Annotated in this window: 19 protein-coding genes and 1 riboswitch; of the genes, 8 read left to right on the top strand and 11 right to left on the bottom strand. The window is 38.3% G+C overall.

The window, feature by feature from the left end; translation table 11 throughout:
* Positions 1 to 18 precede the first annotated feature (18 nt).
* Positions 19 to 978 (bottom strand): tyrosine-type recombinase/integrase, encoded by a 960-nt coding sequence (locus EM808_RS22630; protein ID WP_127741052.1) that lies wholly within the window; start codon positions 976 to 978, stop codon positions 19 to 21.
* Between the two features lie 104 nt (positions 979 to 1,082).
* On the opposite strand from EM808_RS22630, the gene EM808_RS22625 reads away from it, so the two are divergent.
* The 4 genes from EM808_RS22625 to EM808_RS22610 all read left to right on the top strand — a co-directional run bounded on the left by EM808_RS22625 (position 1,083) and on the right by EM808_RS22610 (position 6,501).
* Complete coding sequence (locus tag EM808_RS22625) at positions 1,083 to 2,579, top strand: aminotransferase class V-fold PLP-dependent enzyme (protein ID WP_127741050.1); 1,497 nt, start codon at positions 1,083 to 1,085, stop codon at positions 2,577 to 2,579.
* A gap of 59 nt (positions 2,580 to 2,638) precedes the next feature.
* Positions 2,639 to 2,741, top strand: a riboswitch (TPP riboswitch).
* Between the two features lie 108 nt (positions 2,742 to 2,849).
* Positions 2,850 to 3,458, top strand: coding sequence for an energy-coupled thiamine transporter ThiT (thiT, locus tag EM808_RS22620; RefSeq protein ID WP_127741048.1), 609 nt, complete (start codon positions 2,850 to 2,852; stop codon positions 3,456 to 3,458).
* A 432-nt stretch (positions 3,459 to 3,890) separates the two neighbouring features.
* Positions 3,891 to 5,606 (top strand): glycosyl hydrolase family 18 protein, encoded by a 1,716-nt coding sequence (locus tag EM808_RS22615; RefSeq protein WP_127741045.1) that lies wholly within the window; start codon positions 3,891 to 3,893, stop codon positions 5,604 to 5,606.
* A gap of 145 nt (positions 5,607 to 5,751) precedes the next feature.
* On the top strand, positions 5,752 to 6,501 hold the full coding sequence (locus EM808_RS22610) for an MBL fold metallo-hydrolase (RefSeq protein ID WP_164849749.1): 750 nt from the start codon (positions 5,752 to 5,754) through the stop codon (positions 6,499 to 6,501).
* A gap of 32 nt (positions 6,502 to 6,533) precedes the next feature.
* On the opposite strand, the gene EM808_RS22605 is transcribed toward EM808_RS22610, so the two are convergent.
* On the bottom strand, positions 6,534 to 7,076 hold the full coding sequence (locus tag EM808_RS22605; protein WP_127741041.1) for a GNAT family N-acetyltransferase: 543 nt from the start codon (positions 7,074 to 7,076) through the stop codon (positions 6,534 to 6,536).
* A gap of 213 nt (positions 7,077 to 7,289) precedes the next feature.
* On the opposite strand from EM808_RS22605, the gene fni reads away from it, so the two are divergent.
* From fni to EM808_RS22590, 3 genes are all read left to right on the top strand, one after another.
* Entirely contained in the window at positions 7,290 to 8,357 is a 1,068-nt protein-coding gene (gene fni, locus EM808_RS22600) for a type 2 isopentenyl-diphosphate Delta-isomerase (protein WP_127741039.1), read from the top strand.
* A 138-nt stretch (positions 8,358 to 8,495) separates the two neighbouring features.
* Positions 8,496 to 8,846: a hypothetical protein gene (locus tag EM808_RS22595; protein ID WP_127741037.1), complete on the top strand. Its 351-nt coding sequence runs from the start codon at positions 8,496 to 8,498 to the stop codon at positions 8,844 to 8,846.
* A gap of 557 nt (positions 8,847 to 9,403) precedes the next feature.
* Positions 9,404 to 10,159, top strand: a complete 756-nt coding sequence (locus tag EM808_RS22590; RefSeq protein WP_127741035.1) for a glycoside hydrolase family 25 protein — start codon at positions 9,404 to 9,406, stop codon at positions 10,157 to 10,159.
* A gap of 38 nt (positions 10,160 to 10,197) precedes the next feature.
* Here EM808_RS22590 and wrbA read toward each other — a convergent pair whose 3' ends face one another.
* The 3 genes from wrbA to EM808_RS22575 all read right to left on the bottom strand — a co-directional run bounded on the left by wrbA (position 10,198) and on the right by EM808_RS22575 (position 12,942).
* Positions 10,198 to 10,815 (bottom strand): NAD(P)H:quinone oxidoreductase, encoded by a 618-nt coding sequence (gene wrbA, locus EM808_RS22585; RefSeq protein ID WP_127741033.1) that lies wholly within the window; start codon positions 10,813 to 10,815, stop codon positions 10,198 to 10,200.
* Positions 10,816 to 10,836: 21 nt separating this feature from the next.
* Positions 10,837 to 12,294 (bottom strand): aldehyde dehydrogenase family protein, encoded by a 1,458-nt coding sequence (locus EM808_RS22580; protein ID WP_127741030.1) that lies wholly within the window; start codon positions 12,292 to 12,294, stop codon positions 10,837 to 10,839.
* 231 nt (positions 12,295 to 12,525) lie between these two features.
* Positions 12,526 to 12,942 (bottom strand): MarR family winged helix-turn-helix transcriptional regulator, encoded by a 417-nt coding sequence (locus EM808_RS22575; RefSeq protein WP_127741028.1) that lies wholly within the window; start codon positions 12,940 to 12,942, stop codon positions 12,526 to 12,528.
* Positions 12,943 to 13,043: 101 nt separating this feature from the next.
* Between EM808_RS22575 and EM808_RS22570 the strand changes: the two genes are divergently transcribed.
* Positions 13,044 to 14,495 (top strand): MFS transporter, encoded by a 1,452-nt coding sequence (locus EM808_RS22570; protein WP_235856691.1) that lies wholly within the window; start codon positions 13,044 to 13,046, stop codon positions 14,493 to 14,495.
* A gap of 46 nt (positions 14,496 to 14,541) precedes the next feature.
* Here EM808_RS22570 and EM808_RS22565 read toward each other — a convergent pair whose 3' ends face one another.
* The 6 genes from EM808_RS22565 to EM808_RS22540 form a co-directional block, all read right to left on the bottom strand.
* Positions 14,542 to 15,606 carry a sensor histidine kinase gene (locus EM808_RS22565; protein ID WP_205685891.1) on the bottom strand — a complete coding sequence of 355 codons (1,065 nt, stop codon included), beginning with the start codon at positions 15,604 to 15,606 and terminating at the stop codon, positions 14,542 to 14,544.
* The gene (locus tag EM808_RS22560) at positions 15,603 to 16,283 is read right to left on the bottom strand and encodes a response regulator transcription factor (RefSeq protein WP_127741026.1); all 681 of its coding nucleotides are present in this window, start codon (positions 16,281 to 16,283) and stop codon (positions 15,603 to 15,605) included. The genes EM808_RS22565 and EM808_RS22560 overlap by 4 nt, the downstream gene beginning before the upstream one ends.
* A gap of 36 nt (positions 16,284 to 16,319) precedes the next feature.
* Positions 16,320 to 17,111 carry an ABC transporter permease gene (locus EM808_RS22555; RefSeq protein ID WP_127741024.1) on the bottom strand — a complete coding sequence of 264 codons (792 nt, stop codon included), beginning with the start codon at positions 17,109 to 17,111 and terminating at the stop codon, positions 16,320 to 16,322.
* Entirely contained in the window at positions 17,098 to 18,063 is a 966-nt protein-coding gene (locus EM808_RS22550) for an ABC transporter ATP-binding protein (RefSeq protein WP_205685890.1), read from the bottom strand. The genes EM808_RS22555 and EM808_RS22550 overlap by 14 nt, the downstream gene beginning before the upstream one ends.
* 487 nt (positions 18,064 to 18,550) lie before the next feature.
* A complete protein-coding gene (locus tag EM808_RS22545) occupies positions 18,551 to 19,090 on the bottom strand; it encodes a GNAT family N-acetyltransferase (RefSeq protein ID WP_127741020.1) in 540 nt (179 codons plus the stop codon).
* Between the two features lie 144 nt (positions 19,091 to 19,234).
* Complete coding sequence (locus tag EM808_RS22540) at positions 19,235 to 21,430, bottom strand: diguanylate cyclase (RefSeq protein WP_127741018.1); 2,196 nt, start codon at positions 21,428 to 21,430, stop codon at positions 19,235 to 19,237.
* Positions 21,431 to 21,502 lie beyond the last annotated feature (72 nt).

Here is a 21,502-nt window from a genome sequence, read left to right as displayed (position 1 = left end):
TCATCCATCTGCTTTTCATTATGTGGAGGAGACTTTCTCATCCAGCGCAAGCAAGTATTGTTTATATCTTCTCAATGCCGCTTCACTTGTAAGGGAAAAGCGCTCCATGATATATTCATCTGATTTGCCCTGCTGAATTTCCTCCAATATTGCTGTATTACGCAAGTTCACTGCTGATATTTTCCGCAAGCCTGCCCGCTTGACTTCATCCTTTATCATTTCCTGAATGGCACGAACGGACAAAGCTTTTGGCTTCTGTCTGTCGTAGTCATATTGAAAAGAAAGCGACACATTATTAAATGCGACAAAGAGTGGGTCCTTAGAATGGTATTTCGGGCGGAATAGCTCAGGAATCGAGTAAAAGTACGTCCTGATATCCTCCATTATTTGCTTTTCAACAGCAAACTTTTTCATCGTTGTCCCAAACGGAATCGAAAGCTCTCCTTGTGCAAGATTCACATGCTCCATCGTAATGGCATACACTTCCGTCGGTGTTAACCCGAATGCTCTGATAAGAGATGCGATGGCAGCATTGCGCTCTACAAGAAAATTCCGAGCCGCTTTTTTTCCGGTTGCTTCTGAGTACCGAAGCTTCATCGTATAAATGATTTTAGTGAACTCCTCACCCTCAATGAAATCATTGCTTGTTAAGGAACGGAGCGGTGCTGTATGTGATAACTTATGAATATCGTGTGCAGCAATACATTGATGATATTTTAGAAAACGGCTCAGTACGGTTGCTAACCGGCGAATTGTCGCATGAGAAAGCTTTTTATTATGCAAATAAACGAAATATTTCTGAATATCGTCTTTTCTCAATGCCTTCAACGTGTTCATATCCGTTTTTTTCTGCTCTGCTTCAAGCCAGGAAAAAAACTTCTTCAAGTCTGACTCATATTGTTTAAGTGTCAATTTAGAGCGTCCGGCTTCGTGCAAATCTTCAAGGAAAGCATGTGCAAAATCGGGTAATATAGCCATAAGCTTTCAGCCTCTTTCTTTTTTTGAAAATTTTTCTGTTTTTAGATTAACTTCTTTCTTTATTTTAACATAGGTTAGTAAGGGAGAGAGAGGGTGGATTTAGGTTGATTAGAGCTAAAATTGGAGAATCGACATATGTGATTGGAACAGAGCTAGAAGCACACTTTAGCTCATTCAAGAAACATATTATCGGAGATGATTTTGCCTACCCTACTGTTTATGGAACCCAGAAATTATTATATGCTGATTGGACAGCGAGTGGAAGACTGTATCGGAAAATCGAAGATAACCTTGTTGACATAATTGGTCCTTATGTAGCAAATACACATACAGAGTCAAATATAACGGGCACCTATATAACAAATGCCTATCATGAGGCAAAAAACATTATCAAAAAACATGTACATGCAAATGATGAGGACATTCTTATTTTTGATGGTTTTGGCATGACAGGAGTAATCAATAAATTTCAAAGATTAATCGGCATTAAACATATGGACAAACGAACACTGACCATTAGTGAAAAACCGATTGTTTTTGTGACACATATGGAGCATCACTCTAATTATCTGTCATGGCTTGAAACAGCTGCAGAAGTTGTTACGTTAAGACCTTCTGCCAATGGCGATGTGGATTACAGCCATTTAGAGGAATTGCTTGAGACGCATAAGCAAAGAACGATGAAAATTGGAGCGTTTACGGCATGCTCTAATGTCACTGGTAGAAAGACCGATTATCGCCGGCTTGCAAAGCTGATGCATCAATATGGTGGCATTTGCCTTGTTGATTTTTCGGCATCTGCTCCATATGAAACGATAAATATGCATCCAGATGATAAAGAAGCAGCCCTTGATGTTATTTGTTTTTCACCACATAAGTTTTTAGGTGGCCCAGGTACAAGCGGCATTCTTATCATGAATAAAAGCCTTGTTCATTCAAAAGTACCTGATCATCCAGGGGGAGGAACGATTGACTTTACGAATGGCTGGGGTGATGTCCTTTACAAAAAAGATATAGAAGAAAGGGAAGACGGCGGAACCCCAGGCTTTCTTCAGGCAATTCGGACTGCTCTCGCCATTCAGCTAAAGGAAGAAATGAATGTTGAGAAAATGCAGCAGCGTGAACAGGAGCTCATCGCTTTAATGATGACAGAGTTAAATAAAATACCGGGAATAACGATACTGGACGGGGAAAATAAAAACCGCCATGGCATCATTTCCGTGATTTGTGATGGGCTCCATTTTGACCTTGGAGCAAAGCTGCTAAATGACCGGTTTGGCATTCAGGTAAGAGGCGGTTGCTCGTGTGCCGGCCCTTATGGTCACTATTTACTTGGTATCAGCGAGGCACAATCTAAGCAAATAGTTGCGGAGGTTCAAAAAGGAATCTTTACTAATAAACCAGGGTGGATCAGAATCTCCCTTCACCCGACATTGACGAATCAGGAAGCTTACTCGATTGTTCATGCCTTTAAGAAGATAATCATGTATAAAGAAGAATGGCAAAAGGATTACCGCTATATGCCGAGAAGCAATGAATATGTATGTGCATTAAGAAGCACGGATAATCATACAGATATATTCAAAGCCTCCTTAAAGTAATAAAAGAATCTTTGTGGTTGAATGATAATCTGCTATAATAAGAACAATTGAATATAAAAGCAAACCACAGGGGGAGCATGTATGCTGAGAGTGATCTTAAATGATCAGACCCTTTGAACCTGTTAGTTAACACTAGCGTAGGGATCGTGGCTGAAGACTTTTTACTAGGTATTTAATGTATACTTACTTTTTTTCATACGGAAAAAAGCATGTTAATCCATCCTACTTCAACTCCCCTTTGGTATGCGTACATAACAAGGGGGATTTTTTATGAAAAAAATGGGGTTAGTCGTTTTAATTGAAATTGCTATTTTTGCAGCCATTGCATTAGTTTTAGATTTGCTGCCTTCTATCCATCTTGGTGCAAGCGGGTCCATCTCGATTGCCATGGTGCCGATTTTTATTATCGCTTTTCGCTGGGGCTTTAAAGCAAGTGCAACAGCCGGCTTTTTATGGGGATTATTGCAAATCGTAACAGGCGACTTGCAGGCACTAGCATTCTGGCAGGTAATTCTTGAATATTTCCTAGCATTTGCCTGTATTGGTTTTGCTGGTCTTTTTATGCCGACAATACAATCCAAGCTTAAAAACGGGGAAAAAGGGGCCGCTTCCCTTGTAATGGCTGCTGCCATACTAACAGGCAGTGCTATCCGCTACTTCTGGCATTTCCTTGCAGGTGTTACGATTTGGGCACAATACGCACCAGAAGGTCAGTCGGCTCTAGCTTATTCATTATTCTACAATGGTGTCCCATTCATTGGAGCATCAGTATTATGCTCCATTGTAGCTGTAATATTGCTTAGTGCAGCACCGCGATTGGTGCTTGATTGTCCAACTGGGCGCACTGGCCACTATTCTGGAAATTCGGAAGTAAAATAATGATGAACAAAGGAGTCCTGTACGGGGCTCCTTTTTCGTGTATATTCCTATAATTTTCACAAAATATGCTATTTCGGTTATTGTGAAGATCGTAACAATCTCGTATGCTTAGCTTATAAAAGAAGAGAAGATCTTCTGTGGACTTCGCTTCAACTGCTGTTGTTATTGATAGTATTGAATTGGTTATCAGCAGTGATGATGATATATTTATTTATGTTTTAGCAGACTTTTCGGTAAAAAATCCTTGCTGATTCAAACAGACACAGAGCTGTTGATTAACAGCCTGCTTGTTAAACTTTCAGAATAGTACTTATAAACAATTGGAAAAGGCTCTTTCTTTTGTCTGTTCTTTATTCATGTTAGAATAAAAATATCATTCTAGTAAAATAGAAATAATAAGCATCATTTGACATGCATCACAGGAGGAAGGTAATGGCAGAAATAACTTTTCAAGCGCCAAAAAGGCCAAACAAGTATAAAGCTTTGCTCGGACTAGCATTTGCTGTTCTATTGGTAGTGACAAGCGTCTTCTTTATATTCTATCCATTTGCAAGCTCTAAGACTGTGGATTACTTTAAAGGGGAGAACCCGATTATATTGGATGGTAAACAGGCTGGTAATGCAATAACGGTCAATGGGACAGTATACTTGCCATTAAGCTTCTGGCAGAAAAATATAGATGAAAGCATCACTTATGATTCACAAAGCAATTCGGTAATTGCGACAACAAAGGATAAAGTGATTCAGTTTCCATCAGAATCTGTTTCCTATTTTGTAAATGATGAAACAGTGGATCTGCAATTTTCCCCGATAAAGGATGAGAATGGCGAGGTTTATGTGGCAGTCGAACCGTTAATCGAGTTTTATCCTTATCAGTTTACACAACTAAGTGATGACACAAATGCGGTTTTATTGGAAAAGGACGGCACGGAAAAAACGGCAGCAACTTTCAGCTCCAAGCAAGTGCGAGATGATTTTGCGAGACTGCGTACAGAACCAACGCTTTTTTCTGCTTATACTGGTGAAATCGAGCAAAAAGAAGCTGTCACCATCGAGAAGGAAGAGGGCGACTATTATTTTGTCCGCAAGAACAATGGTGTTGCCGGTTATATTAAAAAAGACCTTGTTACAACAGGAGATACGATAACTGTTAAAGCGAATGTAGAAGAAAAAACACCTGCCCTAAAAAAAATAGACGGTCCAGTTAATCTAACATGGGAAGCTGTTTACTCTAAGAATCCAGACACTGCAGACATACCTAAGATGGATGGGGTTAATGTAGTTTCACCGACATGGTTTAAGCTGTCTGGCAACAAAGGAAATGTCAGCAATCTTGGCTCTGCGGAATATGTAAAATGGGCTCATAAACAGGGCTATCAAGTATGGGGACTGTTCTCCAATGACTTTGACCCAGAAAAGACGCATGATGTTTTTAAAAACTTCGAGACGAGACAAAAAGTAATCAGGCAGCTTCTCGTGTACAGTGAAATGTACAATCTTGACGGTATCAATATTGATATTGAAAATGTGAATGAAGAAGACGGCGAATATGTTACTCAGTTCGTAAGAGAAGCAACGCCTTACTTCCATGAAGCAGGCTTAACAGTATCTATGGACATCACCTTCATTGCCGGTGGAAACTATTCTGCCTTCTTTGAAAGAGACCATCTTTCAGAGATTGTCGACTATTTAGTTGTTATGGCATATGATGAGCATTGGGCAACATCACCAACAGCCGGCAGTGTTGCAAGCTTGCCATGGGTGGAAGAAAACCTAAAAACATTGCTTAAGCAAGTGCCAAATGAAAAGCTTGTTTTAGGTGTGCCACTATATGCAAGGCTTTGGGAGGAAAAAGAAAATGGTGACATATCATCTGAAAGCCTCTCGATGGAAAAAGTACAGGAATGGCTTGATAAATATAAGGTGAAACCAACATATGATGAAGAAAGCGGCCAAAACTATGGTGAGTACTATGATTCTAAATCAAAATCAACCTATAGAATTTGGCTTGAGGATGAATTATCCTTATCCAAGCGTGCCAAGCTTGTAGAAGAGTATGATTTGGCAGGCATTGCAAGCTGGTCACGCTATTTTGCAGATGAGTCTGCGTGGGTGGCTATGAATTTGGAAGAAGATAGTGAACAATAGATAGAATCCTTCTATATATACAGTAAATATTCGCTGTGTATATGGAGGGTTCTTTTTTTATGAAGAAAAATACATATACTTTGCTAATTACCAACATTAAGCTACACTAAAAGAAAATAAACGAAAATAGATGGAGGGAAGACAGATGATTAAAGTGAATCCGTTAGGTACAGGCGGTGCCTTCACAAAGTATTATCATAATAATTATATTATGGAGCTCGGGGACAGAAAGCTACTAGTCGATGCAGGGACAACTTTGCGCTCCAGCCTTCCTGCTGCTGGTTTTAATTATCCAGACATAACAGATATCATTATTACCCATTTGCATGCAGACCATGTTGGGGGCTTAGAGGAATTTGCCCAACGCTGTATGTATCTGCATCAATATAAACCGCATCTTTGGATAAGGGAAGAGCTTTCTGAAGGATTGAACAACACTTTATCAAGTGGTTTATGTACAGATGGATTAAGCTTGAGCGATTATTTTCATGTTCATTATGTGAAAGATCGCTTTCGTTTAGGAAGTCATTATGAGGTCGAGCTTTTGCCAACAGATAATTTGCATGCAAAGAATATGCTGTCAATGGGGTTAAAGCTATATGATACACAAGAAAATATCAATATTATTTATACGAGCGATATTGGCAAGCATGAAGAGGCTGCATTTGATACACATATGGATGAAAACACGAAGGCTCTCTTTCATGATATATCATTTATAAAGACACCTGTTCATTCATACATAGAGGATGTCATTGCCTACTATACAGGCAAAATAGAGCTTCAAGCAATATACGGCATGCATTATGCTGATGATATCGATATAACAGAAACAGAAGATAAATACGGCATTCAGATAGTACGTACGAATCTTCCTATAGTGTTCAAGAAATAAAGCAGACATGCCTCCATGTCTGCTTCTTTTTTCTATAAATCATGTGGATTAAGTATGGCAAGGACTTGATGATCCTCCCATTTACCATGGATTTTGACATTTTTCCGGGCTATCCCTTCTTTATGAAAGCCTGATTTCTCTAATACTTTAATCGACCCAATATTATGAGGCATTACGCCTGCTTCGATGCGGTGAAGATGGAGGCTATGAAAGGCGTAATCGACAGCAAGCTTGACTGCCTCTGTACCATAACCTCTGCCATTATGGGACAAATCTATAAAGTAGCCAATAAAGGCACTCTGCAGTGAGCCTCTAAGCACCTGAAATAAACTAAGTGTCCCGACAAGCTGCTCGGTTTCTTTTGAAAAAATACCAAACTGATAGTGAGTATCATCCTTCCAAGCATTGCTCCAGCCATTAATCAGTTCTATTTGTTTGTTTATCGTATAATAGTCTGACGCTCGCTCCATTGCATATTTTTCAAAGAATTCTTTATTGTTGTTTTGAAATTGGAGCAGCGCTGCTGCATCAATTACCTTAAAGGATCTGATATATATTTGTTCACCATAAATCATGAAAATGACTGCCACCTTTCTTAAAAAATGCTATTACACCTAATATACCGTAAAATAAGAAATGGTGGGTCTTTACGATTGTTTTTATTTATCGTTAAGGATACGTACATATAGTAGCCTTATAGCAACGAAAAGAAGGCATATGTTTTATGATTTAGGAAAAATTAACAGTAGTATACTGAAATTCAGTTAGAAAAGATATGAGGATTTTATATGAATGAGAATAAAAGACAAAAACGAAAAGAAGAGCATATTGAATTAGCACTGCAATCAGAACACGCATTGACCTCCGACTTTGATGAGTTGACCTTTATTCACCGGTCATTACCTGAAGCGGCCCTACAGGATATTGATTTGAGTACAAGCATTGGTCCTCTAGCGATGGAGTTTCCATTATATATTAATGCGATGACAGGCGGCAGCACTAAATCGGAAGCAATTAATGCTGCTCTTGCTGAAGCGGCAAAGGTGGCAGGTATACCAATGGCAGTTGGGTCACAGCATGCAGGCATAAGAAATGCCGAGCTTGCTAATTCTTATAAGATTGTTCGTGCAATCAATCCTAACGGTCTAATTTTTGCGAATGTAGGTGCAGATGTACCGCTAGAATTTGCTCGAAAAGCAATTGACATGCTTGAGGCAGATGCATTACAGGTTCATCTTAATGTACCGCAGGAGCTAGTTATGCCAGAAGGTGAAAGAGATTTCAGCGGAATGCTCTCAAAGCTGGAAAAGCTAGTTTCAAAACTATCTGTACCGCTGATTGTGAAGGAAACAGGATTTGGAATGAGTCTGGAAACAATCGAGCAATTAAAAGGTATTGGAATTCATTATATAGATGTCGGCGGAAGAGGCGGTACCAATTTCGTTCATATTGAAAATGAACGCAGAAGCAAAAAAGACTTTTCTTATTTAAAGGATTGGGGCCATTCTACGGTTATTTCGCTTTTAGAGGCAAAGTCAGTTTCAGAGGGTCTGACATTTATGGCTTCGGGTGGCATTCGCAATCCTCTTGACGCTGCAAAATGCTTGTCATTAGGCGCAAATGCAGCAGGGATTGCCGGTCCATTCTTAAAGATTCTTCATGAATTTGGAACAGAAGGCCTGATAGAGGAATTAGAAGAGTGGAAACAGCATTTACAGACGATCTTTCTGCTGCTTGGTGTAAAATCCATTCATGACTTGCAAAATTGTCCAATTGTTTTAGGAGGGAAGGTTAAGGATTGGTGTGAAGGAAGAGGAATAGACATTCTAGCACTAGCAAGACGAACGATACAATAAAAAGCTGAACATTAAATGTCAGCTTTTTTGTTTTGTTTTTTTAGTTTTTTTAATAGCCGATTCTTTTGCTTCCTATATAAATATGATATTATCAATATTCAATCAATATTGTTTATTTTTTAGAGAAAGAGGAACAGCATGTTAGCAACAATTTTTTGGACTATATACATAGGTTTACTTGGTACAGCAGCATTAGGTTTTTTGATAAAAGGGAAGTACAAAACAACTCTATCAAAAATTGACTTTGCTGTTTCTGTTATAACATGGATAGGTTTGTTTGGGTTTGTAACAGACACACAAATTTGGACGCCAATTATTTGGAAACTAGTGTTTGTTGGCGGATTGGCATGGGAAATTATCTATGGGATTTTTTTGAACGACTATTACGGAGAGGATCCGGAGGAAGAAGTTCCACTCACTGTGACAATTATATTTTTCATTGTGTTTGTTGGCCCGTTATATTATGGGTTATACCAATATGCATATTAATCTATACATACAAAAGAGCTTCCATTCAGGCTCTTTTTTTATTTGGAACTTGCCTGATACAATATCTTAATTATTGCTGTTTTAGCACATCGAATTATTTCAATCTGATAATCAAGTCTTCATATTTTGCGAGGATAATAGATTTTGTCAGGGGATTTTGTATTTCGGCAAGTCCGTTTCCATGGTCGAAGAAGAACAAATGAATTTTGCTTTTATAGATAACCTTTTGACCAAATCTGATTATAGCTCCTCCTTCAGGTAAAGCTTAAAATAAAAACACAACGTAATAATAGATGAAGAAGGATTCCCCATCTATTTATCGAATCAAAAATAAAGAAAGACTTAGCAAAAAGCAGAGGTTAAAGGATTGAATGAAGCTCCTATATTATCTTATGCAAAATTAAGCGTTAGGGCTCCTATTTAAAAATGCTTACGTTTGGTTTAAACCATCATGAAGTGTGAAATGTATATACTTAAATGAAAGAAAGAGAGGAAGCTGATGAAAATATATTACTTAAAAAGGCAAACTGAGATTTTTAATTTCAGCGGGTTAAAACATGGGAGGAACTAATAAAAGAAACACGTATATAACATGGATTTTATGGCTATTAGGAATAATTTTAGCTTGTGCGTTCACGCTTTTCTTTTTGTGGAGACAAGGAACCTGGATACCAAATGCCTTTCGTGCAGATGATTATGCTGTAAAAGGAATTGATGTATCTGCATACCAAGGAGAAATCAACTGGTCGAAAATCGAGGATCAAAATATGAAGTTTGCTTTTTTGAAAGCGACAGAAGGGAGCTCTTTTGTTGATGAGAGGTTCGCATACAATTGGGATGAAGCACATAAAACAACGCTGCGGATTGGGGCGTACCACTTTTTTAGCTATGACAGCAGCGGCAAAACCCAAGCAGAAAATTTCATAAGCACGGTCCCTAAAGAAGTAAATGCCCTTCCGCCTGTTATTGATGTCGAATTTTATGGCAATAAAGAAAAAAATCTTCCTGTGCGAAGCGACGTAGAAAAAGAACTAAAAACAATGATTGACATGCTCCATAAGCATTATGGAAAAAGAACCATTATATACACAACACAAAAGGCGTATGATTTATACATAAAAAATGGTTTTAGTGAAAGTGACATATGGATTCGCGATGTATTCACAGATCCTTCGCTTCCAGACAGGCGAAATTGGATCTTTTGGCAATACACAGATAAAGAAAGACTCGAGGGATATAACGGCGAGGAAAAATTCATTGATGTAAATGTGTTTCATCGAAGTTTAGCTGAATTTGAGGCATATGGAAAATAATAAAAGGAGCATTCGATTTTAAGAATGCCCCTTTTAGTTTATTGATTGCCTTTTTTCACCCAATCGGCAACAGTTACAACTCGTTTTGCCTGATGCTGAACGGCTTTTTTGTAGACTTCTTTATCGCCGACAATTTCATTGTTTTGGTCAACTGACACGCTTGTCCCATATGGATTGCCGCCAGCAGCATAAAGGGATTGATCGGTATATCCTGGTGTAACAACAATAGCACCCCAATGGTACATGGTTGTATATAAGCTTAAAATCGTTGCTTCTTGGCCGCCGTGTGGATTTTGAGCAGATGTCATTGCACTTACTACTTTATTAACTGTTTTTCCATTAAACCATATTCCACCTGTAGTATCTAAAAACTGCTTCATCTGGGCCGCCACATTTCCAAAGCGAGTGGGTGTACTAAAAATGATTGCATCGGCGTTAACAATATCATCTGGTGTGATAACAGGAATATCTTTCGTTTCCTCCACATGTGCTTTCCATGCTGGATTTCCTTCAATGACGCTTTGTGGTACTGTTTCTTCCACACGATAAATGGTAACATCTGCGCCGCTTTCTTTTGCTCCTTCTACAGCCCACTGTGCAAGCTGATAATTAGTGCCTGTTGAACTGTAATAGACGATTGCCAATTTAACTGTCATTTGAATTTCCTCCTAATAAAATTAAAATGGGTACTTGCGGAAGTTCGTTTGGACGGATATCCATTTCGTAATCGTAAATTCTTCGACAATCCATTCATTGCCAAATCGGCCCATTCCACTTGCTTTTGTCCCGCCAAAGGGAACGGTTGGACTATCATTTACTGTTTGGTCATTAATATGTGTCATGCCGCTTTCAACTGTTAATCCAAGCTTTCGGCCTTTATCAAGATCATTTGTGAAGATAGCGGAGCTTAAGCCATATTCTGTGTCGTTTGCTAGTTCAATTGCATGCTCATCTGAATCTGCTTTAATAATTGTCGAGATAGGTGCAAATAATTCCGTTTGTGCCAGCTTACTTCGATTATCTACATCGACAAACACAAATGGTGTTAATAAATTTCCAATCCTTTTGCCTTCAAGGGCCAATTTACAGCCTTCTGCTTTTGCTTCCTCAATGAAGGACATGGCTTTATCTGCTTGTTTTTCATTAATAAGAGGACCAATGATTGTTTTCGCATCTTTTGGATCTCCGTATGGTACACTCTTAACCCTGGCGATGAACTTTTCGACAAATTCATCATATACATCCTTATGGATAATCAGCCGATTAATAATCATGCAAATTTGCCCTTGATGGATGAATTTCCCGAAGATGGCTGCATCAACCGCTCGATCCACATCTGCGTCTGCCAAAACGATGAATGGGTTATTGCCGCCAAGTTCGAGTGCGACTCGCTTCAGCATTTTGCCTGCTAATTCGCCGATATGCTTGCCGACAGGTGTAGAACCAGTAAAGCTAATAAGACCAGAGTCTTTGCTTGTCAGCATTTCATCGCCAAGCTCCTGCAGGTCTGATTGAATTACTTGGAGCACACCTTTTGGAAGTCCTGCAACCTCAAATGCTCTCGCAATTATGGAACCCCCAGCAAGCCCTGTTTGCAAATCCGGTTTATGAACAACAGCATTGCCTAGTGCTAACGCAGGGGCAATTGTTCGCATAGATAAGTTCATTGGGAAGTTAAATGGAGAGATGGATGTAATAACACCTAGCGGCAGGCGATACACATAGTTTTTCTTTCCATCCATTTCTGGCATATCACGGCTTTGGTCAATTTTATCAACAAGCTCGAAGGAAGCATCCAAATAAGCAAGTGTCAGGTCAAGCTCCACATTTGCTTTAATAATACTGCCGCCTGTTTCCTGTGAAATAATGTCGACAATTTCCTCTCTGTTGTTCTTTAAAAATTCACTTGCCTTTTTCAATATAGCAAGCCTTTCTGTAGGCGTTGTTTTCGCCCATTCCTTTTGTGCCGCTTTGGCGGATGAAAAGGCTCCATGAAGCTGATCGACAGTCGCAATACTGAAAACAGTTATCGTTGACTGGTCATAAGGATTTTTGTCTTCAAAAGTTCTGCCTGTTTTCCCTTCCGTCCACACACCATCAATAAAACTCTTATTCAGATCTACAAAGCGTTCCATTATTACACCTCGGTTTTAATAAATTTCATGACATGATATTTTAGCCAATTTTATCTTTAATATTCTACCCGATGATAGATAGGACAAACATGCGATCGTGAATGAAGAGAGGCAATATAACAAGTAAGAGTATTCAATTAAACCCTGCATAAGCTGTCATTCTTGCACCATAATAAGGATGAATATATAAAAAAATCCCCAACCAATAATGGAGCTGGGGAATAGGTACACTTATAATCCGTTATCAATCTTTTTTAATAACGAAATTAATTGTTTTCTTTCATCGTCTGTCAGATTTTTCGTAAGCTCTTTGTTTAATTCATCTAAAACAAATTGAATATGGGGATATACTTGAATCGCTTTTTCTGTTGGAAACAGCTCGTTAGCTCTGCGATCGTTTTCAGAGGTTTCTTTCCGTATATATCCTGCCTTTTCAAGCTGGCTGACAGAACGGGCGGTTGTTGCTTTATCAAATTTTAATTTAGATGTCAGCTCATCCTGATTGATTCCAGGACTTTGGATAATCGATTTTAAAAATGCATATTGTCCACCATTGCCGATGTTATAATTTTTGAACGCCTTTAATAAAAATTTTTGATTTTGTCTATGGATGACAGAAATCAATCTGCCTAAAGGGGCTTCCTTCACATTTGTTCAACTCACTTAAATGTTTTTAATGTTGCTTCTATTTATGGATTACATTACAATAAATTTGTTGCGTGCGCAACTAATGGATAGAGGTGATTGTATTGAATAATGGTCAGCATGGCATTAATGGCCATGAAAAACGCTGGACTATTTTAATTATTTTAAACTTATTTACGTTTATGTCGACATTAGACGGCAGTATTGTCAATGTTGCTCTTCCTACTGTTTCAAAAGAGCTTGTATTGCCGCTCGCACAATCTCAATGGATTGTCAGCAGTTATTTAATGATGATATGTACAGCGATATTGTTCTTTGGAAAGCTAGGCGATATTTTTGGCAAAATTAAAATCTTCAAGCTTGGTTCGATTATTTTCATCATAGGTTCGTTTCTGTGCGGATTTAGTGATTCTCTTATGCTTTTAATTCTTTCTCGTGTTGTACAGGCAATCGGTGCTGCTATGACGATGGCGAACAACCAAGGAATTGTCACAGAAGTTTTTCCTCCAAAGGAAAGAGGGAAAGCGCTTGGATTAATTGGCACATTTGTTTCATTAGGAAGTATTGCAGGACCTAGTCTAGGCGGTATTATTCTTTCAAGCCTTGGCTGGGAATACATATTCTGGCTGAACGTGCCGATTGGTATTATTGCCATCATAATTGCCTGGAAGTTGCTGCCGAAGGATGCAACAGTAACAAAAGTGAAAATCGATGTTTCAGGAAGTATCCTGTTTGCCTTGGCAGTATTGTTTTTGTTTTCAAGTCTATTGTTAGGACAGCAATACGGCTATTCTAATATTTATATTCTGATGTCAGCTGTGTTAGGGGTTATTCTATTTGTCTTCTTCATACTTGTAGAACGGAAGGCAGAAAATCCAATGCTCTCATTTTCACTTTTTAAAAATTCCCTATTCTCGATTAGTATTTTATGTGGGTTTTTAGTGTTTGTCGCCAATTTTTGCTTCAACATTCTGGCGCCATTTTATACTCAGGATATTTTAGGATTATCGCCGCTTCATGCAGGCTATATCCTCATGCTGTTTCCGATTGCTATGGCAATTATCGCACCGATTAGTGGGGCGCTTTCCGATAAAATTGGCGGACAGATCATTACCTTTGTTGGATTAATCCTAATGATTGTGGCACAAATCGGCTTAACATTTCTACATGAAGGCAGCACAATCCTTACGTTATCATGTTTAATCGTGCTACTTGGGATAAGCACAGGCTTGTTCCAATCTCCTAATAATTCATTAGTGATGTCGACTGTTGACCGAAAACAGCTTGGAATTGCCGGAAGCATTAATTCTCTCGTCAGAAATTTAGGAATGGTCGTTGGTATTTCAGTGGCGACGAGCACGTTATTTTCTGTAATGAGCATCCAGGCAGGTTATCGTGTGACAGCATTAATACCAGACAGACCGGATATTTTCCTAGCAGGTATGCATGTCGTCTTTATTGGCTCAAGCATTCTGTGCTTTATTGGGGCCATACTAACGGGTGTGCGCCTGTATTCATCAAGAAAATCACTGAAAGAAAGAGAAAAAACGGCATAAAGCAAAGGCGCTTGACAGTTAGTCAAGTGCCTTTTTTAATATATGCTTATTGTAAGGGAAGCTTGATTGTGAAATCAGTTCCCTTATTTATTTCACTTTTGACTGTTATTTTCCCTTTATGCATTTCGAGGATTTTTTTGGTGATGGATAATCCTAATCCGCTGCCGCCATTTTGTCTGTTTCGTGATATGTCTGCCTTATAGAAGCGTTCGAAAATTCTCGCTTGAACAGCTTCTGTCATACCGATACCAGTGTCTTTAATCGTTACAATCGCACTGTCATTCTCCTTAAGCAGCGTTACAATTATTTCCCCATTTTCAGGGGTGAATTTAATACTGTTATGAATAAGATTTATCCATACCTGCTCTAATAAATCCTCATCCGCATGAATCGAGATATTTTCTAATTCAATTTGTGTATCAATGCATTTTGCTGTCCATTGTGGTTCACATGCAAGGATTACCCGCCGAATCTGGCGGTCAAGACGATATTGTTTAGGCTCAAACGGCGTTTTTTCTGATTCTAATGATGTTAGCTTTAAGAGATTTTCACTTAATTTAGAGAGCCGCAAGCTTTCTGTTTTTATAATTTGCAAATAATGATTTTTTTCCTTTTTTGTTAAATCTTCATTATTTAATGCTTCAGCAAAGCCGATAATAGAGGTAAGCGGTGACTGAATTTCATGGGAAACATTTGAAATGAATTCCTGACGCATTTGTTCCATTTCTCCTAATTCTGTTGCCATATGCTGCATGCTCTCTATTATGCCATGATAGGGATGATTTCGTTGTACTTGTTGACCGTAAAAAGACAAATCTATATTAAAATTCCCTTGTGCCATCTGTTCAAATGCATAAATCATGGGAGAGAAAAACTTGCGCTGTCTGTTTTGAACTCCCTTAATACGGCTAATGCAAGTAATTCCGAGCATGACGGATAAAATAACAAGCAACGTATTAATTACTTGTTTCCACACAGGAGATATCGACCAGCTATAATGAGTAAATAGCCAGGACGTGAAGGAAAAGACTAATAAGGAGGCGAGAATAATAATCACGAAGATTAAAGCGAAACCACCAATATGTAGTAATGCTTTCCAAAGCTTCTTCATAGTAACTCCAGACGATAACCTAATCCACGTATCGTGCTAATCTTGAATTGATGTTTATCCTCTAGAAATCTTGCTCTTAATCTTTTAATATGAACATCAACTGTTCTTTCATCACCCTCATAATCAAAGCCCCAAATGTCCTCAATCAGCTCATCACGCGAATACGTTTTGCCAGGCTGTGATGCCAGCTTAAAAAGAAGCTCAAATTCCTTTAAAGGCAGTGTGCAGGATTTATTGTCCATCCAAACCTCAAAGGTTTTACGATTAAGGATAACTTCGCCAATTTGCAATTTTTGGGAGGCGACGATTTTATAACGTTTTAATAGTGTTTTAACCCTTGCAGTCAGCTCAGGCGGATCAAAGGGCTTCACTAAGTAATCATCTGTACCTAACTCAAAGCCCTTCACTTTTTGAGCTGTTTCTCCTTTTGCTGTCAGCATAAGAATTGGTAATTCCTCTGGATAATATTTGCGAATTTCCTTGCAAACAGACCAGCCATCCATATTTGGCATCATAATATCCAAAATCACTAAATCAACCTTTTCTGTATCAAGGAGGGTTAAAGCTTCCTTGCCATCAGAAGCACTGATAACTTCCCAGCCCTCCTTGCTTAGAAATACCTCTAATAATTCTCTTATATATGGGTCATCATCTACGACCATTATTCTTGTTAACATTCGTATACTCCCTTTTAAATAGGATCTCATCTTACCTTATCGATTTTTTTCTGAACGTGCAAACAGGATTGTTCCAATTACAGAAAAAATCAGGATAAAGCAGACAATAACTATTAAGTCGAGTGCTGGATTAAACAGCACAATTTCATTATAAATGGGATCACCCCAATAAAAAACTGCTCTAGCTAAATCTACACAGTAGGTCATCGGCATAATATGTGCCAGAAAACCGAGTATTCCTGTTGAATGATTAACAGGTATTAATGCTCCGGATAAAAACATTTGTGGCATCGTTATGAGCATGGAGCCAATATCGGCCACTTTGCTGTCAGTGATAAAACTGATAAAGAAAATTCCTAACGCAGCACCGACAAGACTGAAGAGGGGGGACAGCAACAAGAGCCAAACAAACGACATTCCACCAAGCGGGATTTGCAGAACTAAGGCAACTGCTATAATACCAATTAACATCGCCATGCTTGAAAAGGCTGTCCCTATCATTTTCCCTAATACAATCGAATATCTCGAAATGGGCGAAACGAATAGTTCTTGCGTAAAGTTAGAGCTTCTTTCTTCCACAAGCTGGCTCATTCCGCTGACGGATGATTGAAACATGGAATTGACAATCATGCCAATCAGCATGAACTGCATAAAATTATAACCTACATTGCCGGCTAGATTTTGCGACATGCTACCGCCAAGAATGCCAATAAAGATAATTGGGAATATAATGCTTATCGCAATATAAACGGGATTTCGGATTACCCGGATGAGCTCCCTGCCAATGATAGCTGTAACAGCATTTACTTCTCTACTAATTACCGACATATTGTTTGTCACCTTCCTGCATTTTTATTAAATCAACATATGCCTCTTCAAGCGAAGGAACTCTGATTTCCAGTTTTGTTAATGGTGTCTTGATATGCTGCAACAGGCCATGTGGTGTTTTTTGATCATAATAGACTTTAACGCCATGCTCCCATTCTTCATAATCGCAGAAATTTGTTGCAAGCTCCTCTATTAGCTGTTTCCTGTTGGCTGCGTCTAAGTTCATCGTTTTTTTGACGAGAAGATGGTTTTTTATCTCTTCTGGCGTTCCTGCTAACGCGATTTTGCCTTTATTAATGATACAGACACGATCTGCACCTTCAGCTTCCTCTAAATAATGGGTAGTAAGGAAAATTGTTATATTCTCCTTTTGGCGGATATGCTGCAAGTATTCCCATAATGACCTGCGGCTTTCCGCATCAAGCCCCTGTGTTGGCTCATCAAGAAACAAAATCTTTGGATTATGCATTAAACTGCGGATTATCTCAAGCTTCCGTTTCATACCCCCAGAGAAAGTTTTTAGCTTTTTGAATAACTCGTCTTTCAAGCCAACCATTTTTGCCAGTTCTGCGACTCTTTCTTTATAGGCTTTTGGCATCATCCGATATAACGGTCTATATGGATATATCCCGTAAATACTCACATGGAGGCGGATGTTTTCTTCTGCTGTTAGTTCATAATCCAAGCTAGGATTTTGAAACAGTATGCCAATTTGCTGCCGGACTTTTCTTGCATCTGTTTCTAAATCAGCACCAGCAATTTTAACAACACCGCTTGTTTTTGAAAGGGTTGTTGTCAGAATAGAAATAGTCGTTGTTTTGCCAGCACCATTAGGACCTAAAAAAGCGAAGAACTCACCAGGATGTACAGAGAAACTGATTCCATTAACGGAAGGCTCTTTCGCTCTTTTGTATTTTTTTGTTAATTGCTCGACTTGAATAATTGGTTCCACCTTCATTCCTCCTTCTGTTTTGTATATGAAACAGAATAAAAGAGGAATGTGAACGGAGTATGAACGGAGGAAATATAATGAATTGTACATATTTACTCTAATCAGTTAAATAGAAAAAGGTGAGGAATAATACCATTTTTTGTATAGGCATGCTTTTACAGGCGGCGGCATATGCAGCAAATACGGCAATTGATGAACAGAGTAATAAAGAGAAAGCAGCCCAAAATGTTCATATGAGGAAATACCGCATCTGATCTTGGGCTGCTTTTTAAGTTTGATAAGCTCCTATTTACCTAATAAATAGTAAGCAGAGGGAAGGGGAGTACTACTATTTCAAAAAGAAGCGGAGACAGGAGTTTCTTTTACTAAACGGAGATAAGACAATGGTGGTACAAACAGCCTGCAGCTTTTGGCAGGACAAACTAGTTTGCGATGTGGGTTAAGGTGTTTTACAAAGCAAGACTACTATTTGCCTTTTAAATGATGTTTAGAATACTTTATACCAATACAATGTTTTGTCTATATTTGGGTTGAAAGCATGCTTTAGTGAATCAACTCCGCCGAGCTCCATTCCTTGTTTTACATAGAATCTGCAGGCTAGAAGATTGTCATCCTGTGCTTCGAGAGAAATTCCGTGTAGTCCTGCAGATAATGCCCAGTCTTCAGCTTTAGCAAAAAGTACTTTACCGACACCGTTTTGTCGGAATTTTTCACATACAGCAATATTTTCGATATAACAAAATTTATTCCAATCCTTTATAAGGCGAATTTGCCCAACATATTCACCGTTAATAAAGGCTAGAAATATAGCTTTGTCGTTATTTTCGATATAATCATGCCAAGGAAGCGTATCATCCAGAAATTTAGTATAGGTTGTCTGCTCATAAAGCTCTTCTTGAAAAGACCAAACACCATGCATAAGGGAAGGGACGAGGCGGCCAATTATAGGAAAGCGTTCATTTGTTTTATTAATAATGCTGATATGCTGAGCTTGAAATGGTAAAACAGTAATCTGCTGAAATGTCATCGTATTCCTCCCTACTATGTTATTTCCTACATAATAGCACCATTTTCATATACAAAGTGCAAATAAATTGAAATTTTTCGTTAATTCAAACGAAAAAGAAGACACCAGTTAGATGTCCGGTGTCTTGCTAATAAATGAATAACGTTAATAGACTTGGCTTCTCACGTTTTCTTGATAGGCTACAGCTCGATTTCGGCCCTGGTCTTTAGCAAGATATAAAGCATTATCCGCATGTAAGATAAGCTGATGCAAATTTGATTTACCAGGTTTACTAGTACTAAAACCAACACTGATTGTAAGTGGCAGGCTGATATTATTTTCTAGCTGCAATTCTTCCTGCTGCATTGCAGCAACAAGCCGATTTGCAAGTAGGGAGGCTTGGTGCTGAGAAGTATTAGGGAGAAAGACGATAAATTCCTCACCGCCATATCTGCCAACAATCCCGCTAGTATGGCAAACTTTGTGTATCATGTTTGCAACGTACACAATCGCCTTATCACCGACCATATGGCCATATGTGTCATTAACACTTTTGAAATGGTCAATATCTATTAAAAATAATGAAGACTGGTCATGAAAACTATTGGTAATTTGGAAAAGCTCTGTTATTTGTTCAAAAAAATACTTTCGATTATATAAATTGGTTAAGTGGTCAAACATAGCCGAAACTTTTAAATGTTGATAATTTTCCAGCTTTGTTAATATTCGCGGGAATTGATCTGCAAAGGAATCTGTAATAATTTTCGCTTCGAAATTTTGCAGCTTTCCTTGATTCTCATCAAAAACAACGAAAAGTCCTTCTTTTTTGGCAACTTTAACTGGAATAGAAAGTAACGAATGAATGTCATTTTGTATACCGAATGGATTATTATGAATATGAATATTTGCCAAGAACTGTGGTTTTTTCATAAGCTCTTCTGCAACAGTTAGCTGATTAGCTTCAATGGTCTGCCCCTGTTGTGCCGAAATATTCCAGCCGTCCTGTCCGCGCTCCAAAAACATACCATTTGGAAAATTAGTCGCATCCTGCAATGTTTTTAAACCACTTTCAATTAAAGCAGGTGTTTCTTCTATTTCCTCCATACTCTTATAGGAATTATGAAGCAGAGATTGGATATAATATTTTTTTGACTCCTTTTCCTTCTCCATATTAATCCGTTTGATTTTGTCTGCAAGGCCAAGCGATAAGATAAACACTTCTGCAAGCGCACCGATTTTTGGTCCATTTAGAATCAAAGCATGGAGCGGTACAAGCTTATAAGCAGCAAGTAAGTTAACGATGACACCTATTACTAGCAAGCCCCACGCTGCTAAGAAATAGATGGCTTCCCTTGAGGTGGCTCTAACTGTGATTGCAATAGCAATAATAAATCCAACAAACACCGTTGCAATGACCGTACTAATCATCGTGGCGAGAGAAGGTGCAAAAATAAATGGTGACAAGAGTAATACACCTGCAACAGCAACAACCCAATTAATCAGTCTATTAAGCAGTGGAGCAACAGTGTTTAGCTGCAGAAAATGCTTTGTAAATTGCAAAGCAAAAATAGAAGAGAAGATGATAAAGAACGAATTTGACCTTAATGCCCACCAAGGAAAATCCCCCCATAGAAATTGGAAAGCATATCCGTCCCAAATTAACTGCATGATCGTAAAGCCGATTACAAAGAGAATGTAATATAGGTACGTTTTTTCTCTCAAAGAAAAGAACAAAAAGCAATTGTAAATAATCATGGCAATCATGATCCCATAATAGATTCCATAGCCAGTTTGGCTGAGATAGTTATTTGTTGAAAAGGAAATCGGGTCCCAAAGGACTATTGGTGCTTGAAAAAAAGTTTCTGTCTTTATTTTCAGAAAATAATCCTGTTCGCCATCTGCCTTTAGTTTTATGGGAAATAGCAAATTTTTATGTTTTATTTCTCTGACATCAAACGGAAGGCTATATCCGATTGTATCCTCTTCTATAAGCTTACCGGCAACTTCTCTATATAAGGTAACTGAGCTTAAATGAGGCTTTTTAATTTCAAGCAAAAGTTCCTTTTCACTAGAAGAAGAATTAGTTAGAGGCACGTTTATCCAGTAGCTTGCAGTACTGATGCTACCAGAAGCGTCTGTTTCACTAAATGGCTTAAACTCTTTTTGCTTATCTAAAATACTTTTTGGATTTATTTTATCGTAATAATCAATATAGATGGATGTCTTATTTGTAATGTTGAGCTCGTCCAGGCTGTTCCCTATGCTGATTGGTTGTGCAGCTAATGCCTTTTGGGCAGGTGTCAACAATACAGCTACTAATAAAAAGAGAACCAAAAGACGATTCTGAGAGAATATTTTCATAAAATAACTCCTCTAAAGCAAATTAATAGTATAATTATACCATGATTTTATAGTCTCTCTACCAATGGAGGA

The sequence above is a fragment of the Niallia taxi genome (assembly GCF_004005475.1).
GTDB lineage: Bacteria > Bacillota > Bacilli > Bacillales > Cytobacillaceae > Niallia > Niallia taxi.
Note: the sequence above shows the minus strand (reverse complement) of the source record. Positions and strands in the feature narration are given on the sequence as shown.

Bases quoted from the DNA above. Each gene is read 5' to 3' on its own strand.
- EM808_RS22630 (WP_127741052.1), bottom strand. From the start codon at position 978: ATGGCTATATTACCCGATTTTGCACATGCTTTCCTTGAAGATTTGCAC.
- thiT (WP_127741048.1), top strand. From the start codon at position 2,850: ATGAAAAAAATGGGGTTAGTCGTTTTAATTGAAATTGCTATTTTTGCA.
- EM808_RS22615 (WP_127741045.1), top strand. From the start codon at position 3,891: ATGGCAGAAATAACTTTTCAAGCGCCAAAAAGGCCAAACAAGTATAAA.
- EM808_RS22610 (WP_164849749.1), top strand. From the start codon at position 5,752: ATGATTAAAGTGAATCCGTTAGGTACAGGCGGTGCCTTCACAAAGTAT.
- EM808_RS22605 (WP_127741041.1), bottom strand. From the start codon at position 7,076: ATGATTTATGGTGAACAAATATATATCAGATCCTTTAAGGTAATTGAT.
- fni (WP_127741039.1), top strand. From the start codon at position 7,290: ATGAATGAGAATAAAAGACAAAAACGAAAAGAAGAGCATATTGAATTA.
- EM808_RS22595 (WP_127741037.1), top strand. From the start codon at position 8,496: ATGTTAGCAACAATTTTTTGGACTATATACATAGGTTTACTTGGTACA.
- EM808_RS22590 (WP_127741035.1), top strand. From the start codon at position 9,404: ATGGGAGGAACTAATAAAAGAAACACGTATATAACATGGATTTTATGG.
- wrbA (WP_127741033.1), bottom strand. From the start codon at position 10,815: ATGACAGTTAAATTGGCAATCGTCTATTACAGTTCAACAGGCACTAAT.
- EM808_RS22580 (WP_127741030.1), bottom strand. From the start codon at position 12,294: ATGGAACGCTTTGTAGATCTGAATAAGAGTTTTATTGATGGTGTGTGG.
- EM808_RS22565 (WP_205685891.1), bottom strand. From the start codon at position 15,606: ATGAAGAAGCTTTGGAAAGCATTACTACATATTGGTGGTTTCGCTTTA.
- EM808_RS22560 (WP_127741026.1), bottom strand. From the start codon at position 16,283: ATGTTAACAAGAATAATGGTCGTAGATGATGACCCATATATAAGAGAA.
- EM808_RS22555 (WP_127741024.1), bottom strand. From the start codon at position 17,111: ATGTCGGTAATTAGTAGAGAAGTAAATGCTGTTACAGCTATCATTGGC.
- EM808_RS22545 (WP_127741020.1), bottom strand. From the start codon at position 19,090: ATGACATTTCAGCAGATTACTGTTTTACCATTTCAAGCTCAGCATATC.
- EM808_RS22540 (WP_127741018.1), bottom strand. From the start codon at position 21,430: ATGAAAATATTCTCTCAGAATCGTCTTTTGGTTCTCTTTTTATTAGTA.